Source organism: Plantactinospora alkalitolerans, assembly GCF_015690345.1.
GTDB lineage: Bacteria > Actinomycetota > Actinomycetes > Mycobacteriales > Micromonosporaceae > Plantactinospora > Plantactinospora alkalitolerans.
The window spans coordinates 1-21,574 of sequence record NZ_JADPUN010000065.1 but is presented as its reverse complement, the minus strand read 5'-3'; the positions used below and the strand labels follow the sequence as shown (position 1 = coordinate 21,574).

Annotated in this window: 17 protein-coding genes and 1 pseudogene; 6 read left to right on the top strand and 12 right to left on the bottom strand. The window is 71.4% G+C overall.

Annotated elements, in window-relative coordinates:
* Window positions 1–2,195: pseudogene (locus I0C86_RS04465) on the bottom strand (hypothetical protein); the annotation flags it as partial.
* Between the two features lie 431 nt (window positions 2,196–2,626).
* Here I0C86_RS04465 and dnaB point away from each other — a divergent pair.
* A complete protein-coding gene (gene dnaB, locus I0C86_RS04460) occupies window positions 2,627–5,566 on the top strand; it encodes a replicative DNA helicase (RefSeq protein ID WP_196199907.1) in 2,940 nt (979 codons plus the stop codon).
* Window positions 5,567–5,671: 105 nt separating this feature from the next.
* Here the strand turns inward: dnaB and I0C86_RS04455 are convergent, their stop codons facing one another.
* From I0C86_RS04455 to I0C86_RS04425, 7 genes are all read right to left on the bottom strand, one after another.
* Entirely contained in the window at window positions 5,672–6,400 is a 729-nt protein-coding gene (locus tag I0C86_RS04455) for a maleylpyruvate isomerase N-terminal domain-containing protein (protein WP_323373453.1), read from the bottom strand.
* A 237-nt stretch (window positions 6,401–6,637) separates the two neighbouring features.
* The gene (locus tag I0C86_RS04450; protein WP_196199906.1) at window positions 6,638–7,033 is read right to left on the bottom strand and encodes a TFIIB-type zinc ribbon-containing protein; all 396 of its coding nucleotides are present in this window, start codon (window positions 7,031–7,033) and stop codon (window positions 6,638–6,640) included.
* A 22-nt stretch (window positions 7,034–7,055) separates the two neighbouring features.
* Window positions 7,056–7,688 (bottom strand): phosphoribosyltransferase, encoded by a 633-nt coding sequence (locus I0C86_RS04445; protein WP_196199905.1) that lies wholly within the window; start codon window positions 7,686–7,688, stop codon window positions 7,056–7,058.
* Between the two features lie 67 nt (window positions 7,689–7,755).
* On the bottom strand, window positions 7,756–8,121 hold the full coding sequence (locus I0C86_RS04440; RefSeq protein WP_196199910.1) for a fluoride efflux transporter FluC: 366 nt from the start codon (window positions 8,119–8,121) through the stop codon (window positions 7,756–7,758).
* 22 nt (window positions 8,122–8,143) lie between these two features.
* A complete protein-coding gene (crcB, locus tag I0C86_RS44330) occupies window positions 8,144–8,623 on the bottom strand; it encodes a fluoride efflux transporter CrcB (protein ID WP_196199904.1) in 480 nt (159 codons plus the stop codon).
* Window positions 8,620–10,035 carry a glycosyltransferase 87 family protein gene (locus tag I0C86_RS04430; RefSeq protein ID WP_196199909.1) on the bottom strand — a complete coding sequence of 472 codons (1,416 nt, stop codon included), beginning with the start codon at window positions 10,033–10,035 and terminating at the stop codon, window positions 8,620–8,622. Before I0C86_RS04430 ends, crcB begins: the two co-directional genes overlap by 4 nt.
* Before the next feature lie 32 nt (window positions 10,036–10,067).
* Complete coding sequence (locus tag I0C86_RS04425; protein WP_196199903.1) at window positions 10,068–12,593, bottom strand: putative bifunctional diguanylate cyclase/phosphodiesterase; 2,526 nt, start codon at window positions 12,591–12,593, stop codon at window positions 10,068–10,070.
* 834 nt (window positions 12,594–13,427) lie between these two features.
* Between I0C86_RS04425 and moaC the strand changes: the two genes are divergently transcribed.
* From moaC to I0C86_RS04405, 4 genes are all read left to right on the top strand, one after another.
* Entirely contained in the window at window positions 13,428–13,919 is a 492-nt protein-coding gene (gene moaC / locus I0C86_RS04420) for a cyclic pyranopterin monophosphate synthase MoaC (RefSeq protein WP_196199902.1), read from the top strand.
* A complete protein-coding gene (locus I0C86_RS04415) occupies window positions 13,916–14,398 on the top strand; it encodes a MogA/MoaB family molybdenum cofactor biosynthesis protein (protein WP_196199901.1) in 483 nt (160 codons plus the stop codon). The genes moaC and I0C86_RS04415 overlap by 4 nt, the downstream gene beginning before the upstream one ends.
* Window positions 14,399–14,520: 122 nt before the next feature.
* Entirely contained in the window at window positions 14,521–15,783 is a 1,263-nt protein-coding gene (locus tag I0C86_RS04410; RefSeq protein ID WP_196199900.1) for a molybdopterin molybdotransferase MoeA, read from the top strand.
* Window positions 15,780–16,238: a molybdenum cofactor biosynthesis protein MoaE gene (locus I0C86_RS04405; protein ID WP_196199899.1), complete on the top strand. Its 459-nt coding sequence runs from the start codon at window positions 15,780–15,782 to the stop codon at window positions 16,236–16,238. Before I0C86_RS04410 ends, I0C86_RS04405 begins: the two co-directional genes overlap by 4 nt.
* Before the next feature lie 30 nt (window positions 16,239–16,268).
* Here the strand turns inward: I0C86_RS04405 and I0C86_RS04400 are convergent, their stop codons facing one another.
* The gene (locus I0C86_RS04400) at window positions 16,269–17,717 is read right to left on the bottom strand and encodes a glycosyltransferase 87 family protein (protein ID WP_196199898.1); all 1,449 of its coding nucleotides are present in this window, start codon (window positions 17,715–17,717) and stop codon (window positions 16,269–16,271) included.
* 263 nt (window positions 17,718–17,980) lie between these two features.
* The gene (locus I0C86_RS04395) at window positions 17,981–18,526 is read right to left on the bottom strand and encodes a DoxX family protein (protein WP_196199897.1); all 546 of its coding nucleotides are present in this window, start codon (window positions 18,524–18,526) and stop codon (window positions 17,981–17,983) included.
* Window positions 18,527–18,609: 83 nt separating this feature from the next.
* On the opposite strand from I0C86_RS04395, the gene I0C86_RS04390 reads away from it, so the two are divergent.
* Window positions 18,610–19,149 carry a GNAT family N-acetyltransferase gene (locus I0C86_RS04390; RefSeq protein ID WP_196199896.1) on the top strand — a complete coding sequence of 180 codons (540 nt, stop codon included), beginning with the start codon at window positions 18,610–18,612 and terminating at the stop codon, window positions 19,147–19,149.
* 76 nt (window positions 19,150–19,225) lie between these two features.
* On the opposite strand, the gene I0C86_RS04385 is transcribed toward I0C86_RS04390, so the two are convergent.
* Together I0C86_RS04385 and I0C86_RS42895 are read right to left on the bottom strand one after the other, a co-directional pair.
* Window positions 19,226–20,497 carry an AAA family ATPase gene (locus tag I0C86_RS04385; RefSeq protein WP_196199895.1) on the bottom strand — a complete coding sequence of 424 codons (1,272 nt, stop codon included), beginning with the start codon at window positions 20,495–20,497 and terminating at the stop codon, window positions 19,226–19,228.
* A 246-nt stretch (window positions 20,498–20,743) separates the two neighbouring features.
* Window positions 20,744–21,574, bottom strand: an 831-nt coding sequence (locus I0C86_RS42895) for an LppU/SCO3897 family protein (RefSeq protein ID WP_230393530.1), incomplete at its 5' end; no start/stop codon positions are given.

Sequence of the window (21,574 nt, the reverse complement as noted above, 5' to 3'; positions counted from 1 at the left end):
CGGCGCGGGGTGACCGTCGCGCCGGCGCGGGCCCCGGTGCCCACCGTCTCGGCGCGCCGCCGTGTCGGTGCCGCGGGTTCGCTCTGCCGCCGCCGTGCCGGCGCGGCCGGCGGAGGGTAGGCGACGGCTGGAGATCGGGGCGCCGAGTCGGGGATGCCCATCCACCGCGGGTCGTCACCGGCCAGTCTGGCGCCGGACCAGAAGCCGTCGTCTCGATCGACCTCGCTACGGCCAACCTCTCCGGCCCCACCGTCAGCGGCCAACCCGGCGAGTTCGCCGTTACGCCATTCGGTGGTGTCGGTGAACCGGTCCCACCGGCTGGTGTCGGTGCTCCGGTCCCGTCGCCGGCCGACGGTGGGGCTGCTTCCGGGTCCGGCGTCGGTCACCGGCTCCAGCATGCCGGTGTCGGTGAGTTGGTCCCACCGGCTGGTGTTGGTGCTCCGGTCCCGTCGCCGGCCGACGGTGGGGCTGCTTCCGGGTCCGGCGTCGGTCACCGGCTCCAGCATGCCGGTGTCGGTGAACTGGTCCCAGGGACCGGGGTCGCTGTGCCGGCTCCGGCGGGTGGTGGTGTCCGGGCGGCCGCGCTCCGGGGCGGCGGGGTTGGCGTGCCGGCCCGACCCGCCCCGGTTGTCGCCCTGTCCCTGCCACCTTGGTAGGCCACGGTCGTCGGCCGGCCCGCCCGGTACCCCGGGGTCGTCGACTGGCCGGCGTACGGCACCGATGTCCCGGCCACGGCGTACCGGCCCGGTGTCCCGATCCCGGCGTACCGGCCCGGTGTCCCGATCCCGGCGTACCGGCTCGGCGTCCGGCTCCCGCTCCCACGGGCGGCCGGCGGCCTCGGCCCGGCCCGGCGGGCGTGCGGAGCCTCGGGGCGGGAAGTCCGTGCCGTCCCGACGGTCGACCTCGGTCGGTGACCGCACCCAGCGGGCGGACGGCTTCGCCGAGGCGCCCCCCTGGGCCGGATCCGCCGGGGAGGGTTCGGCCGACGCGGCCAGGTCCGGCGACGGGGCTGCCGCCGATCCGTCTCCGCCGGCCCGGTCGCGCGAGCGGGCGCCGCTGTCGATGGGACGATCCGGCCGACCCGGGTCGTCGCGGTCCCAGCTCTCCGGTTGGGCCCGACGCCGTCCCACCGTGCCACGGCCGTCGGTCCGGTCCGGCTCGGCCCGCCTCCGGCCCCCGCCGCCGAGTTCCGTCGTGGAGTCCCGCCAACCATCGCCCCGGGCGTCGGTCCGGTCCCGCCGGCCACTGTCCACCGTGCCCGGGCGGTCGAGCCAACCGTCCCAGGTGTCGGCGCTGTCCCGCCAGCCGTCACCGGGCGCACCGGCCCGGCCCGTTCGGGGACCCTCCCCGGTCCGTTCCGGATCATCCGGGCCGCCGCGTCCGGTCCAGGAGCCGGTGGGTGCGCCACCGGCCCAGCCCGAGGTGGGTGCGGCAGATTCGTCCGTGCCCGGTTCCGGCTCGGCCCGGCGCCGCCGGCCACGGCCGGGTCGCACGGAGGAATCGCCGGGGTAGCTTTCGGGCCCGCCGGCACCGGAAACGGGACCGGCACCGGAAACGGGACCGGCACCCCAGACCGGGCTGGCACCGGAAACGGGGTTGGCACCCCAGACCGGGCTGGCGCCCGAGACGGGGGCGGCGCCGGTCCATCCGCCGGCCGTGCCGTCCGCGTGCCGTCCGGCGTCTCCCCAGCTCGTGTCGTGCCGGCCGGTGGCTGCGACGTCACCTGTCCCGACGTCGCCGGCCCCGGTGTCGGGCGACGCCCGTCGCCAACCGGCGGTGCCACGCCAGCCGTCATCGTCCGGAACGCCGTCGGCGACCGGATCGTCGGCCAGGCGGCGCGGCGCACGCCAGTACTCGTCCATGCCCTCCCACGTGACGTCCGGGTCGGCCCGTCGACGTCCGTCGCCGCGCTCGCCCACCGGGTCCGGCCGGTGGTGCCGTCCGCCGTCCCGGCCGCCCGCTACCGGGTCCGGTGATGTCGGCGGGGTGGACTCCAGCGCCCACGGCGGCGTGTAGTCGTCGACGGGGTCCGGCGCTCCACGGTGGCGGGCACGCCGACGGCTCGGAGTGCGGTGACTGCCGTCCGGGCGCGAGTAGGGATCCCCCGGCCAAGGACTCGCCGGGTTGCCCCAGCCGTCGCTGTCTTGCCGCTCGTGTGGGGCGAGTTCACCCCGCCCCCGGTCCCGATGGTCCACGGCCGGAGCGTGACCTTTCTGGTAGATCGATCGCGAGGACACGTGCACAAGATTGCCGTCGTCCGATGATACGCCGTCCCGCTGACCCGAATTCGACCTGTTTCTTTCCTCCACATGGTGGGGATCGAGTCTTCGCAGGTCAGAGCGGGTACAGGTTATCTTCCCCAGTCAGTTTCCACAGCCTGTGCACAGGGCTGCGCACATCCCATGGCCGGCCGTCCACAGGTTGTCCCGAGTTCCGTCCACCGCCATGGTTGAGCCGTTGAGCTCGTCTTCCGTATGGTTGCGCCCTGACCTCGCCACGTCGTACCGACTTCCCCCGGTCGTAGCGACTGGCCGGGCCGGCCCGGACAGGCGGGGCCGATCAACGGGTCGGTCGGAAACTGTCGTACCTCGGCGGTTCGCTAGGACAGCCGGGGTGGCGGAGGGGGATGACAGTGTCGGTCACCGACGATGTTCGTGGGGAGCCGAGGTCGTCGTCCACACCCCCGACCGACGTTCCGCCTCCGCGCGACGGGCAGTTCGACAAGACACCGCCGCAGGACATCGCCGCCGAGCAGTGCGTGCTGGGCGGCATGATCCTGTCCAAGGACGCCATCGCCGACGTCGTCGAGATTCTCAAGTCCAACGACTTCTACCGGCCGGTGCACGCCACGATCTTCGACGCGGTCCTGGACCTCTACGGCCGGGGCGAACCGGCCGACGCGATTACCGTTGCCGCCGCCCTTGCCGACGCCGGTGACCTGGGCCGGGTCGGTGGGGCGCCGTACCTGCACACGCTGATCGCCAGCGTGCCGACCGCCGCCAACGCCGCCTACTACGCCCGGATCGTCGGTGAGCGGGCGGTGCTGCGGCGCCTGGTCGAGGCCGGCACCCGGATCGTCCAGCTCGGTTACGGGTCCGCCAGCGGCGGCGGGCGCGACGTCGACGACGTCGTCGACCTGGCCCAGCAGGCGGTCTACGACGTGACCGAGCGGCGGGTGAGCGAGGACTTCGCGGTGCTCGCCGACATGCTCCAGCCGACGCTCGACGAGATCGAGGCGGTCGGTGCGCAGGGCGGCGTGATGACCGGGGTACCGACCGGCTTCACCGACCTGGACCGGCTGCTCAACGGGCTGCACCCCGGTCAGTTGATCATTGTGGCAGGTAGGCCTGGCTTGGGAAAAGCACTGGCCCTGGACACACCACTACCCACGCCCGATGGCTGGACAACGATGGGAGAAGTAAGGGTCGGCGACCAGCTACTTGGCGCAGACGGTCGGCCCACCACAGTCACCCACGCGTTTGAGGTGATGCACGACCGGCCGTGTTACGAGGTCGAGTTCTCCGACGGCTCCATCATCGTCGCGGATGCCGAACATCTGTGGAAGACGACGACCCGAGCCCACCGGCGACAGCTTGCTGAGACACGGTCGACGTACCAGTGGTCGGCGGAGGCGCGTGCCGCCGTGGCGGCCACCCGGGCAGCTTCCGAATCTGAACCGGATACCTTGATCACCTTCGGTGATGCGGTAGCCGTGGCGGGCGAGCAGTTCCGTAACGTTCTTCACGGTGTAGCGAAGGAGGTCGGGGTCGCCGGCCGCGCTACTCGTGAGTATGTCCGCGCGGGCGAGCCGTGGGTGCGGCAGATCCAGGCGTACTCTCGGCGGACGTTGGTCGCCGCACTCGCGGAGCGTGTCGGCAGGACGATGAATGTCGAGACGACGGTCACCCATAAGCAGATCCACACCACCGCCGAAATAGCGGCCTCGCTACGCATCTCGGCAGACACCCGCGCGAACCACGCCGTGCAGAACTGCGCACCCCTGGACCTGCCCGAACGCGACCTGCCCATCCCCGCCTACACCTTGGGGGTGTGGCTCGGCGACGGACATAGTAGTGCGGCCCGCTTCACGACCATCGACACGGACATCGTCGACGGCGTACGGCAAGACGGGTTCCGGGTGCGCCCGTCCGGGCCGATGGCGTACACGATCCTTTGGCCTGAACTGCCGCCGCTGATCGAGCGGAAGTGCATCGTCTGCCGCGCCGTTTTCCTGCCGAAGTCGCCCGCCATCTTCACCTGCGGACGGGTGTGTGGTTGTCGGTCGAGGGGCATGCCGCGGCCGAAGGTCGGTTGCGCCTCCTGCGGCCAGGTGACGCCGAGTCAGGCGGGGAAGGCGTCCGGCCGTCGATGCGTGGAATGTCATCGCCGACACGGCTCCCTGGTCGGCACCCTGCGGACGCTGGGCGTCCTGAACAACAAACACGTTCCCGGCGAGTATCTGCGAGCATCAGAGGGCCAGCGCCGCAGGCTGCTCGCCGGCCTTCTCGACACCGACGGGACCGTCACCACGACGGGCAACATCCAGTACACGACCACGTCGGCTCGCCTCGCCGACGACGTGTACCAGTTGATCGTCAGTCTCGGATACCGCTGCACAGTCAACCGGAAACGGGTCCGTGGACGTACGGAGGCGTCCTCGACGGCCTACAACCTGAACTTCAGTACGCCGGATGACGTTTTCCGCCTGACCCGAAAGCGCGAAGCGCACGCCGCACGGCGACGGTGCGACGGTACGCAACGTACGAGCAGCCGGTACATCGTCGACGTCCGGCCGGTGTCGAGCGTGCCGGTCCGCTGCGTAACGGTCGACAACGCCGACCACCTCTACCTGGCCGGACGGTCGATGATCCCGACCCATAACTCCACCGCCTCAATGGACTTTGCCCGAAACGCGGCAATTCGACATAACTGTGCCAGCGCGATCTTCTCGCTGGAAATGAGCAAGGTCGAGATCGTGATGCGGCTTCTCTCGGCCGAGGCGCGGGTGCCACTGCACGTGCTGCGGAGCGGGCAGCTCTCGGACGACGACTGGACCAAGTTGGCCCGCCGGATGGGCGAGATCAGCGAGGCGCCGCTCTTCGTCGACGACACCCCCAACATGAACCTGATGGAGATCCGGGCGAAGGCGCGGCGGCTCAAGCAACGGCACGACCTCAAGATGATCGTCGTCGACTACCTCCAGCTGATGAGTTCGCCCAAGCGCACCGAGAGCCGCCAGCAGGAGGTCGCGGAGCTGTCCCGGGGGCTGAAGCTGCTCGCCAAGGAGGTCGAATGCCCGGTGATCGCGGTCAGCCAGCTGAACCGTGGCCCGGAGCAACGTACCGACAAGCGGCCCCAGTTGTCCGATTTGCGTGAATCTGGGTCGATTGAGCAGGATGCCGACGTTGTCATCCTGCTGCACCGCGACGACTACTACGACAAGGAGTCGCCCCGGGCCGGCGAGGCCGACTTCATCGTCGCGAAGCACCGGAACGGACCCACCGACACCGTCACCGTCGCGGCCCAGCTTCACCTCTCGCGCTTCGTCGACATGGCGATCGTCTGAGCGACCGCTTCACCGCACGACGGGCCGAGGCGGATCACCGGACGACGGGCCGAGGCGGATCACCGCGCGACGGGCCGAGGCGGATCACCGCGCGACGGGCCGGATTCAGCCGAGCAGCGGGATCCAGCCGGCCGCCTCGCCCAGCGCCAACCGGTCGTGCTCGGTGAGCGGAATCCGCCCGGTCGCCTTCAGGACGTAGTCGACGTCGGACCAGTCGGCGGGGCGTACGGCCTCGTCGCTGAGCAGCCCGTCCAGGGTGGCGACCGCGATGGCGACACCGCCCGGGTCCGGTTCCGGTGCGCCGGGAAGATCCGGTGCCAGGTCGAGGTGATGCACGACCGCCTCGGTGACCAGGGTGGCGAGGAACTCCGGAACGGCCAGCACATGTCCCTGGGTGGCGACGTACCCGCTCGGATCCGCGGCGCGGGCTGCCCGTACCGCCGCTGGCGCGGTGTCCGTCCAGAGCCGGACGACTCCGCGCGGTCGGTCGAACGCGGCGGCACAGCGGCGTACCCACAGGGCGTGCCGGCCCTCGTCCGGATCATCCGGAGACCGCCAGTAGCTGACGGCGTCGACGTCGGCCGGTCCGTCCGCCGGGCTCGCCAGCGCGACCAACGCCCGCTGGGCGTCGCAGACCAGGTGGAAGAGCAGGTCGGCGGCGGACCAACCCCGGCAGCGGGTCGGTCGCAGCAGGTCCGCGTCGGCGAGGCCGTCGACCGTCGCGGTGATCCTGTCGTACGCCGTCGCGAGCGCGAGCTGGGCCGGCACCGGCACCGGCACCGGGACGGCCTGCCGCGGAGCGGATCCCTCGGACACCTCGTCCAGCGCACTCACCCCGCCCGGTTTCTTCTTCGGTGGAGGGCGACCGGTCCACCCGCACCCGGTCAACCGCCGAGCCTAACGGGTCCCGGGTTCCGGGAGGCGAAACCGGATCCGATGCACAGGATCCCCATGCTCAGGAAGGTGACGTCCACCCGCCGGCGACGCGCGGGAGTCGACCTGAGCACGGGGATCTCCGAGGCTGGCCAGCCGGCGGGACCAGGATCGAGATCCGGTCGCCGGCGGGCCCGGTCAGCCGAAGAAGTCGTCGAGGAAACCCTTACGCTTCTTGTGCTTGTAGTGGCCGTGGTAGCCGTAGTGCTGCTGCTGGTGCTGCCCGTAGGCGGGCGCGGGAGCCTGCTGCGGGTAGCCGTGGGCCGGCGGTGGCGGCGGCGGAACGTGGCTCGGCGCCGCGTAACCCGGCTGGTGCGGTGCGGGCGGCGGGTAGGCGTTACCGGGCGCGTGCGACGGCTGCGGAGGCGCCGGCGCGTGCTGCTGGCTCCAGTTGGCCTCGGCCTCGAACAGCTTCTCCAACTCGCCCCGGTCCAGGAAGAGTCCACGGCATTCGGTGCACTGGTCGACCGTGACGCCGCTGCGCTCGTACTGACGCATGTCGCCACGACACTTCGGACAGGTCATCTGCATCACTCGACGGTACCCGGTCGAATCCTCAGGAGCCCGTCAGCAGGGCCACCACTTCCTCGTCCGGCACTTCGTGGAAGTCCGCGTAATAGCGGCTGACCGCACCGAAGCCGGCCGGACGTTCCGGGCAGACCACCTCGTCGGCGGTTCGGGTCAGCACCGCGTACGCCTCCGGTGCGCCGACCGGAACGGCCAGCACCACCCGGCGGGCGCCGAGTTGCCGGGCCACTCCCACCGCAGCCCGGGCGGTGGCGCCGGTGGCCAGGCCGTCGTCGACGATCACCGCGATCCGGTCGTCGAGGCGCAGCGGGGGCCGGCCCATCCGGTACCGCCGCTCCCGACGCTCCAGTTCCGCCGTCTCCGCCCGCACCACCGTGTCCACCTCCGCCGGATCCAGCCGATCGGCGATCTCCTCGTTGAGTACCCGCAGCCCACCCGGCCCGACGGCGCCGAAGGCCACCTCGGGCGCCTCGGGCAGGCCGAGCTTCCGGACGACCAGTACGTCGAGTGGCGCCCGGAGGCGTTCCGCCACGGCAGCCGCCACCGGAACGCCGCCCCGGACCAGTCCGAGGACGATCACGTCCGGTTGACCGGCGACCGAGTCCAGCAGGTCGGCCAGCACCGCCCCGGCGGCCGTCCGATCCCGATAGGTCGCGTCCATGTCTCAGGTCTACGCCCCGTCGGGGCGCCCTGCCGGAAGACGGCCCAGAAAGTCTCAGCTCGCCGGCTCAGAACGACCTGCCCAGTTGCCAGCCCAGGGCGGCGACGCCGAGCCCCACCGCGAGGGTGGCCACGATGTTGAGCAGGGCCCAACCCCGGCCCACCGGTCCGGTTCCGGCGAGCCGTACCGTCTCGTAGCCGAACGTCGAGTAGGTGGTCAGGGCGCCGCAGAAGCCGGTACCGACGAGTGTGCCGACCCAGCCGGGAAGGGCGGTGCCGACGCCGGCCAGCAGACCCAGCAGCAGCGAGCCGACGACGTTGACGGTGAAGGTGGCCCAGGGCGACGGCCGGGAACCGCGTACGACCAGCCAGTTGACGCCGAACCGGGCGACCGCGCCGACCGCGCCGCCGAGCAGCACCATCGCCCAGGTCAGCACCGGAACCCCGTACGCCTGGTCATGACCGGATCCGCTCCGCCGCCCAGATCCCGAGGCGTACGGCGGCGAGCGCTCCGGCCAGCGTACCGAGCAGGTAGCCGAGGGCGAGGCCGGGCCGGTCCGCGGCGAGCAGGCTGCGAGTCTCGACCGCGTACGTGGAGAAGGTGGTGAACCCGCCGAGCATCCCGGTGACGAAGAACGGCTGGACCAGCCGGTGTGCCGCCGGATGGGTGGTGATCAGCCGCATCAGCAGTCCGATCAGCGCGCAGCCGGAGAGGTTGGTGCCCAGGGTCGCCCAGGGGAAGCCGTCGGAGGCGTGCGGCCAGAGTACGAGAAGCCCGTACCGGCCGGCCGAACCCAGCGCCCCGCCGAGCGCGACCACGGCGATCACGTCCCAGCGGGGCCGACCGACCGGTGCGCCGGGTCGAGGCGGCGCGACCGGCTCATCCGGCGTGTCGGGCTCGCTCGGTCCGGTGGGACGGGCACGGGACGGGTTCACGACGTGGACGCCGCCACCGGGGTCGGAACGGAGTTCGCCTCGGTCGCCGTGCCGGCCAGCCGGAGCGCGGGTGCCCAGGCGAGGAAGGCGACCGGGTAGAGCAGGTACCCGAAGCGGGTCGAGGGCATCAGCAGGATCGCGGCGAGCAGACCGTACCCGCAGAACAGGGCGGCGGACGCGGCGGTGCGGGGCGGGCGGCGGACGAGCAGGACGGCGATCAGCAGCCCGACCGCGACGAGCAGCGCGGCGGCGATCACCCGGCCGGCGGGCAGCGATCCGGCGATCAGGTACCCCGGAAAGGGTGACTGGGCGGGGCTGGTCACCAGGCCGTGGCCGAGCGGAAACCGCAGCACGTTCTCGACCAGTGCGGCCGAGTCGACCAGTTGGGCCGGGACCAGGGCGGCGATCGGCAGCCCGATCGCGCCGATCGCGAGCCGGGCACCGGCCCGACGGTTCCGGATCACGGCGTGCACGAGCAGGACCAGCGCGACCGGCCAGGCGAAGAGCTTCAGGGCCGCCGCCAGTCCCACCGCGAGTCCGGCGCCGAGGTACCGGTCCCGGGCGGCGCAGGCCAGGGCGAGCAGGCAGAGCGCGAGCACCGGAAGGTCGTCGCCCCCGGTTGCCAGGGTCAACGCGCAGACCGGCAGTACGGTCGCGAGCTGCACCGCGCGGACCACGGCGGCGTCGCGGAGCCCGGCGCGTGTCGCTGCGGCGGCGGACCGGCCGGGGTTCGCCGTTCCCGACGGTACGGACGGTGCGGCCCTCGGTGGGTCGGACGGTCCGGCGGCGATGGTCCGGACCTGGCGCCGCAGCAGCGACACGGCGACGCCGAGCGCGGCGGCGGTGGCGACCGCGAACCAGATCCGCGCGTCGGTCCACCAGGCGGAGCCGGCGAGAGCCCGGGGCAGGCCGAAGATCGCCATCCCGGGCTGGTACGGGGTGTAGCCGAGTAGCTGCTCCCCGCCCGGCAGCGCGGCGATCGCGTCCCGCCCGAGGTACGGGGTGCCGTGGTCGAGCAGCCGCGCCCCGGAGTGCTCGATCACCAGCACCTCCTCCTGGGCCCGGTCGAGCCGACCACCGGCCCGCTCGACGGCCTGCCAGATCATCGGGACCAGCGCGGTGGCCGTCCACACGACCGTGGTCAGTACGCCCCTGGCGGCGGTGCCGGCGAGCCGGCTGCCGGGGCGCCGGTGCCGGGCGAGGAGTTGGCCGAGGACGGCGACCGTGGCGGCGAGGTAGCCGAACACGGCCACGGCGCCCCAGGCGCGGTGTGGCAGCAGCGTGGAGGTGGCGGCGGTGACGGCGGCGAAGGCGGCGGAGAGGGCGTAGAGCACCAGGTCGGCGGCGAGCCCTCCGGCGGCCCGATCGGCCCGGTTCCAGTACCGGCGACCGCCCGATGCCGGTGGCGGGATCTCCGTTTCGTCCGCCTGATGGTCCGCGACGTTCACGCGGGCAAGTGTGGCAGACGCTCCACGCGGCGTGGACCGGATCGCCGGCCGGGTGACAGCCGGACCACGGCGCCCTCGTCGTGCAGTGCGGGCGCGAGGGTGCCGGGGCGGCCACCCGCGCCCTGGTGCAGGGCGGAGAGGAGCCGGGCGGCCGGCATCGGTCGGGCGAAGAGGTGGCCCTGCCCGGCGGAGCAGCCGAGTTCCCAGAGCGCCATGCGTTGCGGTTCGCTCTCCACGCCCTCCGCCACGACCACCAGGTTGAGACTGCGGCCAAGATCGACCGTGGACCGGATCACGGCGGTGGCCTCGGCCGACGTCTCCATCGCGGTGACGAAGGCGCGGTCGATCTTCAACTCGTGCACCGGGATCCGGGACAGCACCGACAGTGACGAGTAGCCGGTGCCGAAGTCGTCGAGGGCGAGCCGGATCCCGGCGTCCCGGAGCTGGCCGAGGACCTGGTCGACGACCTCCAGTTGGCTGAGCGTCAGCGTCTCGGTCAGCTCCAGCACCAGCCGGTCGGGTGGCAGGTCGTGGGCCCGCAGCCGGGCCAGCACGGCGCCGGGGAACCGGGCGTCGAGCAGGCTGCGCGGCGAGACGTTGACCGCCACCGGCAGGTCGAAGCCGGCCTCCCGCCACGTCTGGGCGGCGATCAGGGACTGGTCGAGGACCGCTTCGGCGAACGCCGGCAGCAGGCCGGAGCGTTCGACCGTCTCCAGGAACCGGAGCGGGTCGATGGTGCCCCGGGCCGGGTGCCGCCACCGGGCGAGCGCCTCGGCGGCCACCACCTCGCCGCTGCCGAGATCGACGATCGGCTGGAAGTTGACGGTGAACTCGTGGTCGGCCACCGCCCGGGGCAGGTCGCCGCCGAGGGCGAGCCGGCTGAGGTCGGCGGTGTCCCGGGCCGGGGCGTACGTGGCGATCCGTCGTCCGGCCCGTTTGGCCTGGTACATCGCCACGTCGGCGCGGCGCAGCAGTTCGGTCATCCCACCGGTGCTCGGCGCGACCGCGATGCCGCCGCTGGCCTCGACACTGATCCGCATTCCGTCCAGATCGATCGGCTCGTGCAGCGCGGTGAGCAGGGACTCGGCCCGGTGCGCGGCGACCGCCGGGGCGGGCAGGCCGTGGAAGAGCACCGCGAACTCGTCCCCGCCCAACCGGGCGACCAGGTCGTCACCCTGGACGGCGGCGCGCAACCGCTCGGCGACCTGGATCAGTACCCGGTCCCCGGCGGCGTGCCCGAGGGTGTCGTTGACCTCCTTGAAGTGGTTCAGGTCGATCAGCAGGAGCGCGATGACCCCTTCGGTGCGGCGCTGGCCGAGCTGGTCCGCGCCCCGGTCCAGCAGGTGCCGCCGGTTGGCCAGGCCGGTCAGCGCGTCGTGGGCGGCGGCGTGCGCGTGCTCCTCGGCCACCCGGTTCAGTTCCGCGTACGCGGAGGCGTTGCGGACCGCCGTGCAGAGCGCGGAGGCGAAGGTACGGAGGGTGTACTGCTCCCGCTCGGAGAGCTTGACGGGCCCGTGGAACCGCAGCCGCAGCATGCCGACCGCGCTGCCGTCGTACCCCTTCATCTCCATCGGAATGATCGATCCGTTGGTGAACGAGGGTGGACTGGCGAACCCGTCGTAGCTGATCGTCTCGCTGTTGCCGCGCACCGTGCGCTTGTTGTCCTGCAATTCGACCTCGACCTCGTCGGCCGAGAACAGGTCGGCGGCCTGGGCCACGGCGGTCCGCAGTACGGCGTTGAGGTCAACCACGTTGAGCGCGTCGGTGGTGTGCGCCAGCCGTTGCCAGGCATAGCGTTCGGCACGTGCCCGAACACGTGTCGAATAGGCGAGATGCAGGCTGAGAGCCAGGGGTGGCATCGCAACGAGCAGCCAGGTCTCGACCCTGAGGAGGATCAGCGTGAAGACAGCGACAACGAACCGGACCCCGAACCCGGCGAGCCGCAGATCCCAGTTGGTGACGAAGTGTTGGAGCACGTTCGTTCGGGCCGCGAGCGCGATCACCGGGATACCGAGTGCCTCATCGAGCAATGCCGCGACGGCGTAGGCCGCAGCGAGTGGTGCGATCATGTACGGCAATCCGTCGGGTGGTGGCCAAACCCAGCCCAAAAGCGTCAAGGTTGTACCCGCCCCCGCTGCGACCAGCATGTTCTTGCTGATAGTGAAGATTGTCTTTATCGAGGACAGCCTCATGATCCTGGTCGCGACGGCCACGCCGAGTCCCGTGCAGAGCACCACCCACGACGTGGGGGCGACGGCGACGCCGATGACAATGGCAGTCTCCACCCATGCGGTGGCGTGAGTTGTTGATCGGATCCGGATCGGAGCCTTCACGGGCAGACTGATCGTGACCGTGAGGATCAGCATCGCGACGGTAATCAGCTGGTTTCCCGAGGTCGGCGGGTTGCGAATGCTGTCCAGTAGGGACAAAGTCGCGACGCCTGCGGCGAAAACAGCGACGAGACCGATGAGCAGCGGCAGCCGCTGATCGGTCCCGTTGTCGCGTCGCTTTGTCTGACTCACACCGGTTCCTGGTGTTGCAGATGTCTGGTCGCTTGTAACGGTAGCAACCTTTGATGCCTCAGGGTGATGGCTGTATCGCTCTCAGATCCACTCGTTGCCGCGCATGGCGCTTCCTCCATCTAGGCGTATCTAAGTCGCATCCGAAACGTGTGGGATCGTCCCTTACTCGCCAACCTCAATCTCGAGATGAGAGAAGCTTAGGGAGACTAGGGCGGATAAGCGACAATAAATGTCGCTATGCTCAGTATTAGTCAACTAGGGTCGGATTCGTCACGCTCTGTCCATATATGAGAACTGAGAGCGTTAGCCTGGTCCTGCGGACCCTCACGTCAGAGAGCGGCGAAGGGTGTTACCTCCGGGATACCCGTCTTGCCGGCGCATTGGAAGATCTGTTCCGGAGTAACCGCATTCCGTGTTCTGGGGTGGTGGTGTGGGCGGGTGGTGTGATGCACTCCACTCGATTGGTATCGAGTGTCGGCGTACTGTCCGCCGGTTTCCATCGGATGAGCTGGCAAAACTCGCTTCGTACCGACATGTTGACCCTGTGTCCATCGACAAGGCATGAAAGCACGTCATTGCGGTGAATTGTGTCAATGCGGAGAATTCGGCACATCTCAGGGTGGTGTAGAGGTAATGACGTAAGTGAATGTGTGATTGTAGTGCTCGGCGGGCTGCGCGTAGTGACTGCGGAATGAGTTGTTCCGCCTGACCTGCGGCTGCGGATGATCAAGATTCGGCTCTTCGGGCCACCGGACGTCGTCGCCGGCACGTGGACCGATGTCGCGCCGACCGGCCGTGCCACGGGCCGAAGTCACCCTCGGTAGGCTCGCGAGCGTGACCGAGTCCGCGCATCTCACCCATGTCGACTCCGCCGGGGCGGCCCGGATGGTCGACGTCTCCGCCAAGGACGTGTCGGTACGTCGCGCCGTCGCCGCCGGCCGGCTGCGTACCACCGCCGAGGTGATCGAGCTGCTGCGCCGGGACGGCCTGCCGAAGGGCGACGCGTTGGCGGTCGGCCGGCTCGCCGGCATCATGGGCGCGAAGCGCACCCCGGACCTGATTCCGCTCTGCCATCCGATCGCCCTGCACGGCGTGACGGTCGACCTGGAGCCCGGCGACGACACCGTGGAGATCACCGCGACGGTCCGGACCGCGGACCGGACCGGCGTCGAGATGGAGGCGCTGACCGCCGTCGCCACCGCCGGGCTCGCGCTGATCGACATGGTCAAGGCCGTCGACCCGGCCGCCTCGATCGAGGGGGTACGGGTGTTGCGCAAGGAGGGCGGCAAGACCGGCGACTGGACCCGACCGGCGGACCGGCCGTGATCCGGGCCCGGGTCGTGGTCGCCTCCAACCGTGCGGCCACCGGGGTGTACGCGGACACCAGCGGCCCGCTGCTGGTCTCCGGCCTGACCGGACTCGGCGCGCAGGTGGACGAGCCGGTCGTGGTGCCGGACGGGGAGCCTGTGGCCGAGGAGTTGCGTCGGGCGGCGGCGGACGGCGTCGACGTGGTGCTGACCAGTGGCGGCACCGGAATCAACCCGACGGACCGGACCCCGGACGTGACCCGGGCGATGCTCGACTACGAGATTCCCGGCATCGCCGAGGCGATCCGGGCGCACAGCCGGGACAAGGTCCCGGCGGCGGCGCTGTCCCGAGGGGTCGCCGGGGTGATCGGCCGGATGCTCGTGGTCAACCTGCCCGGTTCGACAGGTGGTGCCCGGGACGGGCTGGCCGTACTCGGGCCGATTCTGGCGCACGCCGTCGACCAGCTCCGGGGCGGCGACCACCCGCGTACCGACTGACTTCCCGGCGATCCCTGACGTCGCCCGAGTGACTGTCCAGCGGTCGGTCACACCGCGACGATAGGCTCGGACGGTGAACGTGAGGACCGGGTGAACGTGAAGAACGGGTGGGAGAGGGCCGAGTGAGCACGGAGACCGCCGCCGTCGCCGCCGCGCTGCCCACGCTGGACTGGGCGCAGGCGCGCTCCCGGGTCTACGAGGCTGGCCGGGCCGCCGTGCCCGAGCCCGTCGACCTGCCGCTGGCCGAGGCGGACGGACGGACCCTCGCCGAGCCGCTGACCACCCTCACCGACCTGCCGGCCTTTTCGACGTCGAGCGTGGACGGTTGGGCGGTACGCGGCGCCGGGCCGTGGCGGATCGTCGGACGGGTCCTCGCCGGAGGTACGCCGCCGCCGCTGACCGGAGACGACACCGCAGTGGAGATCGCCACCGGTGCGATGCTGCCGGACGGCGCGGCCGGGGTGCTCCGGATCGAGGAGTCGACGCGTACCGCCGAGGGGTTGGTCGCCGGCACGCTGCGGTCGACGCCGGAGTGGCGCGACCCGGGCGAGGAGGCGCGGGCCGGGGAGGAACTCCTGCCGGCCGGTACCCCGGTCGACCCCGGAGTGATCGGCCTGGCCGCCTCGTGTGGCTACGACACCCTGCGGGTCCGCCGGGCCCCCCGGGCCGCTCTAATCATCTTCGGCGACGAGTTGCTGACCACCGGACGGCCGGGCGCCGGCCGGGTACGGGACTCGCTCGGCCCGGCGGTGCCCGGCTGGCTACGCCGGTACGGCGCCACCATCACCGCCGCCGACCTCGTCGGACCGGTGGCCGACACGCTGGACGCACACGTCGACGCGCTCCGCCGGAGTCTCGCCGAAGCCGACCTGGTCTGCACCACCGGCGGCACCATGAACGGGCCGGTCGACCACCTGCACCCGGCACTGCGGGAACTCGGCGCGGAGTACGTCGTCAACACCGTCGCCGTACGCCCCGGGTTTCCGATGCTGCTCGCCCGGGTCGTCGGGGCGGACGGCCGGGCCAGGTTCGTCGCCGGGCTGCCGGGCAATCCACAGTCGGCGATCGTCGCGACCGTCTCCCTGGTCGCCCCGCTGCTGGCCGGGCTGCACGGCCGGGCCATGCCGGAGCTGCCCCAGGTGACCCTGGCCGAGCCGGTACCGGGCCGGGGCGATCACACCCATCTTGCGCTGGTCCGGGTCGACACCGCCCGGAACACCGCCCATCCGGTCCGGCACGTCGGCTCGGCGATGCTGCGCGGCCTGGCCCAGGCGGACGGCTTCGCCGTGATCGCTCCCGGGACCCGGGGCGAGCCGGGAGACCGGGTGCCGGTCGTACCGCTGCCCCTGCTGCCGGGCGAGCGCGTTGTGGGAGGAGAGGCATGAGCGAGCAGGTCGTCGAGACGGTGCCGGCGACGCCCGGCCCGACGGTGCACACCTCGGTCGGGGTGGAGCCGCTGGACCCGGTCTTCCACGAGGCCGTGGTCGCCGACTCCGCCGCCGGAGCGGTGGTCTCGTTCCAGGGCGTGGTACGCGACCACGACCACGGGCGCGCGGTCGTCCGGCTGGAGTACGAGGGCCATCCGAGCGCCGCCGACGTGTTGCGGGAGGTGGCTGCCGAGATCGCCGCCGACCCGGCCGTACACGCGATCGCGGTCTCGCATCGGCTCGGGCCGCTGGCGATCGGCGACGTGGCCCTGGTGGCGGCGGTCAGCACCGCGCACCGGGCGGCGGCCTTCGCGGCGTGTGCCCGGCTGGTCGACGAGGTCAAGGCCCGGCTGCCGGTGTGGAAGCGGCAGGTCTTCGCCGACGGTACCGAGGAATGGGTCAACTGCCCGTGACCTGACGCTCCCGTCGAGCGAGTTCCCGGGTCAGCGGTGACCGGTGACGGACCGCCGGTCGAACCGGGTGTGCTCGGAATAGAAGGCGGGCTCGGCGCCCGGCCGCCACGGCAGCGCGGCGACCAGCACGATCACCGCGAGCGCCAGCGAGTTCTCCATCAGGGCGCCGAAGAAGCCGTCCTGGTAGTGCGAGACCTCGGGCAGTTGGTGCTCGTACGGCCAGATGGGCGAGATCAGGAACAGCAGGTAGAGGCCGATCGCCGCGACGCCGTGCCGGAGTCCGGTCAGGGTGGGGAACCAGATCGGCGCCCGCAGTCCGCTCATGCCGGCCGGTCCGGAGCCGGCCCCGGACAGCATGCTCCGGTACGCCAGCCCCCGGCTGGCCGCCCGCCGCCGGCTCGCGGCGTCGCCGAGTACCACCATCGCCGGGATGACCCAGACCAGGTGGTGCGACCAGGAGATCGGGCTGATCACGTTGGTGGTGAGCCCGATCAGGGTGAAGGCGGTCAGCTCGTCACCGTCGGCGTGCGAGTTGGCGGCGCGGGACAGGCCGAGCGCGAGGACCAGCAGGGCGAAGGCGAGCCAGAGCAGGGTCGGCGTCTCGATCGAGTCGTAGAGCCGGGCCAGCACCCCGGCCAGGGACTGGTTCGGGGTCATGTCCGCCGCGCCGACCCGCTCGGTCTGCCAGAGCACCGACATCCAGTAGGTGGTCGACTCGCGGCCCGCGACGGCGAAGGTACCGACGGTGACGGCGATGGCGGTGCCGACCGCGGTCATCGCGGCCCGCCACTGCCGGGTCAGCAGCAGGTAGACGATGAAGAGCGCCGGAGTGAGCTTGATAGAGGTGGCCAGCCCGATGCCGACGCCGGCCCACACGCCGCTGAACCACAGCCGGCGCATCGGGCCGTCGGCCGGGTTGGTCCGGGCCCCGCGCCGGGCCCGCCAGCGCAGCGCCACCAGGTCGGCCATGATGAGGCCGAACAGCAGCAGGTTGACCTGGCCGAATCCCAGGGTTTCCCGGGTCGGCTCGATCGCCACCGCGAGCGGTACGGCGATGCCGAGGGTGAACCACAGCGACCAGCCCAACCGGTCGACGATCGGCTTGAGCAGCGCGGCCAGCACGAGCGTCAGGGTGGCGACGCTGGCGAGCACGTTGACCCAGCCGGCGAGGCCGAGCGGGATCTTCGCCATCGGCAGCATGACCAGGCCGGCGAAGGGTGGATAGGTGAAGCCGAGGGTGGTCCTGGGTGCGATGAAGTCGTAGAGCTCGTGTCCGCTCGCCCACCAGACCACCGCGCCGTGGTAGATCTTCATGTCGAAGAAGTTGTACGACCGTCCGAACGTGACTATGGCGAGCCACGCGGCGTAGCAGACGACGGCGATGATGCCGATTCGTACGACTGCCCGACGGTCGATTCCACGAGCAAAGCGGCGGACTGGGGCGAGGCGGCTTAGCCGTCTTTCGACGGTCGCCGGCATGGCGTGGCCACCCCCGTACCGATGTCGGTGTTCCGCCCAGGTCCTCCAAGGAGCCTAGAACGGCGAGTCACTGGAATGCCTCCTGCGTTATGCGACCGTGTCCGATCCCACACTGGTTCGCGACATTTCCACCGCGTTAACGCAGGGAGTACGGTTCAGGTGATTCAAGGCCGCTCAGTCAGGTGAAACTAGCATATGTCCGGCATGGACCGTGGGCCGATCGCCACCCGCCAACCCGCAAATTCCGTGACCAGGAGTGCAGGTCAGCCCGGGAGTTTGCGTGCCGTCGCGGCTGACCGTACCGCGATCCGGGCGTCCCGGCGTGCCGTGCGCACCGCGCGACGTACCCGTCGACGCCCGCCGTCCACCGCGTGACTGGTCCGCCAGCCCAGGCCAGGGCGGCCCTGGGTGTCGGCCGCCGCGAGCAGCAGCCCGCCGAGCAGGCCGAGATTCTTCATGAAGTGGATCTGATGGATCTTCCGCTCCGTCGGATCGTCGACGTTCCAGAACGCGTGTCCGGCGAGCGTGGTCGGCACCATCGTGCCGGCCAGCAGGGCAGCCGCCGGCCGGGTCAGATGCCCGGTGGCGAGGAGCAGTCCGCCGATGAGCTGGGCGGCGCCGTTGGCCCGGACCAGGCTCGCCGGATCGGTCGGTAGGCCCGGATGCACGCCGCGCAGCACCGGGGCGACCCGGTCCGTCACCCGCTTCGCCCGCTCCAGGTGCGGTTCGGGGTTGGTCACGGCGCGGGCGCCGCTGACCACGAATATCGTGCTCAACAGGGTACGGGCCACCGTGCGTACGGGTCTCATGGGTCAAGTCTTACCCGTTCTGCGCAAGTTTCACCCGTCGAAGTGGGAGACTCGAGGGCGCTGTGGCGGTACCGTCGCGAGCTGTGACGACTGTGCGACTGCGACCGGAGGGGTTGGCTGACGTCGCGCCGATCCGCCGACTGGTCGCCCAGGCGTTCGCGAGCCCGGAGACCCGACGGCCCCCCGAGGTGCAACTCGTGGAGGCGTTGCGGGACAGCGACGCCTGGCTGCCCGAACTGTCCATGGTGGCCGAGGTCGACGGGGAACTGGTCGGCTACGCCCTGCTGAGCCGGGTACTGGTGCAACCGGGCGCAATCCCCGCGCTGGCCCTCGGACCGGTGGCCGTACGCCCCGACCGGCAGCGCCGAGGCTACGGCCGGGACGTCGTACAGGCCGCGCTCGACGCCGCCGCCGAGCTGGACGAGCGACTCGTCCTGGTCCTCGGAAACCCGGCCTACTACCGCCGGTTCGGATTCGAGCCCGCGGCCCGGTTCAAGCTGACCAGCCCGTGGTCCGGGCTCGGGGATCCGTGGCAGGCGCTGGTGCTGCCCTCGACGGACGGTGCGGTGGAGCCGGTACCGAGCGGTGAGGTGATCTTTCCGGCCCCCTGGTCCCAGGTGTAGGCGGCCCACCGGCCGGCTGCCGTGGCGGCGTGAGGGCGGCTGCCATGGCGGCGTCAGGCTGGCAGGCGTGGCGGCGTCAGGCCGGCTGGGTACGCAGGTAGCGGCCGAAGTGCGGCACCGTGAACGCCACCGTGCCGCGCTCGCCGGAGTAGATCAGCCCCTTCTTGATCAGGGCGTCCCGGGCCGGCGAGAGGCTGGCCGGCTTGCGACCGAGCGACCGGGCGATCTCGGCGGTCGAGACGGCGGCGTCCATGTCGTCGCGGTGCCCACCGTCGGCGACGTCGGTCGTGGTCGCGCCCTCGACCAGAGAGAGCCCGGCCATCGCCCGCATGTACTCGCGCTCGGCCGGAGTCGCCCGCTCGAACCGGGAGCCGAAGAACCCGACCGCGAGTTCGGCCTCCGCCTCCGGGGCGGCGACCCGGACGTCGGCCGCCGTCACCGGGGTACGCGGCGCGTGGTCCCAGGTGGCCTTGCCGTACGCCTGGACGAAGTACGGGTAGCCGCCGGACTTCTCGTAGAGCAGGTCGAGCGCCTTCTGCTCGTACTCGACGTCCTCCCGGGCGGCGGGCGCGCAGAGCGCCTGGTCGGCGGCGATCCGGTCGAGCCGGTCGATGCGCTGGTAGCGGAACAGGCGTTCCGAGTACGACTTCGCCGCGGAGAGTACGGCCGGCAGGTGCGGAAGCCCGGCGCCGACCACGATCAGTGGTGCCCCCAGTTGGGACAGCTCGTGACAGGCGGCGCAGAGCCCGGAGACGTCCTCGGGACCGAGGTCCTGCATCTCGTCGATGAAGACCGCGACCCCGGTGCCGACATCGGCGGCGACGTCGGCCGCGTCGGTGAAGAGTTCGACCAGGTCGATCTCGATGTCGCCGGAGTCGGCCCGGCCGCTCGCCGCCGGCACGTCGATGCCCGGCTGCCAGCGGTCCCGCAACCGGGTGGCGGCCGCGCCCCGACCGGTCGTCGCCGAGCCGGACGGAGCGGAGCGCAGCGCGAAGGCCTTGAGCACGCCGAGGAACGCGTCGATCCGGTCGGGGGCACGGTGCCGGGGTGCCAGCTCCCGGATCGCCATGTGCAGCGCGGCGGCCACCGGCCGGCGGATCGACTGGTCCGGTCGCGCCTCGATCTTGCCGGTGCCCCACAGCCGGTTGATGGCCTGGGACCGGAGCGTGTTGAGCAGCACGGTCTTGCCGACCCCGCGCAGTCCGGTGAGCATCAGGCTGCGTTCCGGGCGACCTCGGGCGATCCGTTCCAGCACGATGTCGAAGACCTCGAGTTCCCGACCTCGGCCGGCGAGCTCGGGCGGGCGCTGGCCGGCGCCCGGCGCGTACGGGTTGCGGACCGGATCCACGTATCGCACGGTATCGGGCCGTCTAGCCGCCCCGCTAGACATACGTAGATCGGGGTAGGCGTGTCGCGCCGTCGTACCGACCGCCGCCGCCGCTGCCGCCGCTGTCGAGAAGAAAGCTGCCGTCGCTGTCGAGAAGAAACTAGGACCGTCTAGCGTCTCTGCTAGACGGTCCTAGTTTTAGCTATCGGCACTACGACTGCTGCTCCGGGGCGGGCCGGCGACCAGGCGGGCCGACGGAGGCTTCGGTCAGCGCGACTTCAGGCAGAGCACGAAGTCCCCGAGGTCGAGCGCGTCGTCGTGCACGTAGTGGGCATCCGCCTCCGGTGCGCCGAAGATGGCGTCGTCCTTGCACTGCTTCGGGTCGGTGCTGAACGGGATCCGGGACAACACCTCGAACGTGTTCGGCCCGCAGGTCACCTTGCGCAGCTTCGGATCACTGTCCGTACCGTCGTTGACCAGGCAGTCGCCCTTCGCGTACCGGTCCGTACTCGACGACGGGGTGGTGCGCGGGGTGGACCTTGTCGGGCTGGCGGTCGAGGTCGGCGCTCCGATGGGATCCGAGCCGGGGTCGTCGGACCCCCGGTCGACAAGCCACCAGACGCCGCCACCCACGCAGGCGCAGAGCAGCAGCAACACGATGCCGCCGATGATCAGGGCGACCTTCAGGCCGCCCTTCTTCTTCGGGGCACCGGGCGCTCCGAGTGGGGCACCGGGAGGGCCGTACGGCGTACCGGGCGCGCCGTACTGGGCGCCGGGAGGGCCGTACTGGGCACCGGGAGCACCGTACGGGGCGTCCGGGGTGCCGTACTGCCCGCCCGGTGCGCCGGACTGCGGCTGATCCTGCACGCCTCCGTACCCGGGTTGCTGCGGTCCGCCGCTGGACGGTGGCTGGCCCCACTCGGGGTTCGGCGCCGGTGGCTGGGGCTGGCCCCACTCCAGAGTCGGTGGTGGTGACTGCTGGCCCCACTCGGGGTTCGGTGGTGGTGGTGGCGGCTGCTGCTGCCCCCACTCCGGGCTCGGCGCGGGTGGCGGTGGGTAACCGGTGTTGGGTGGCGGTGGATAACCGGGTTCTGGGGG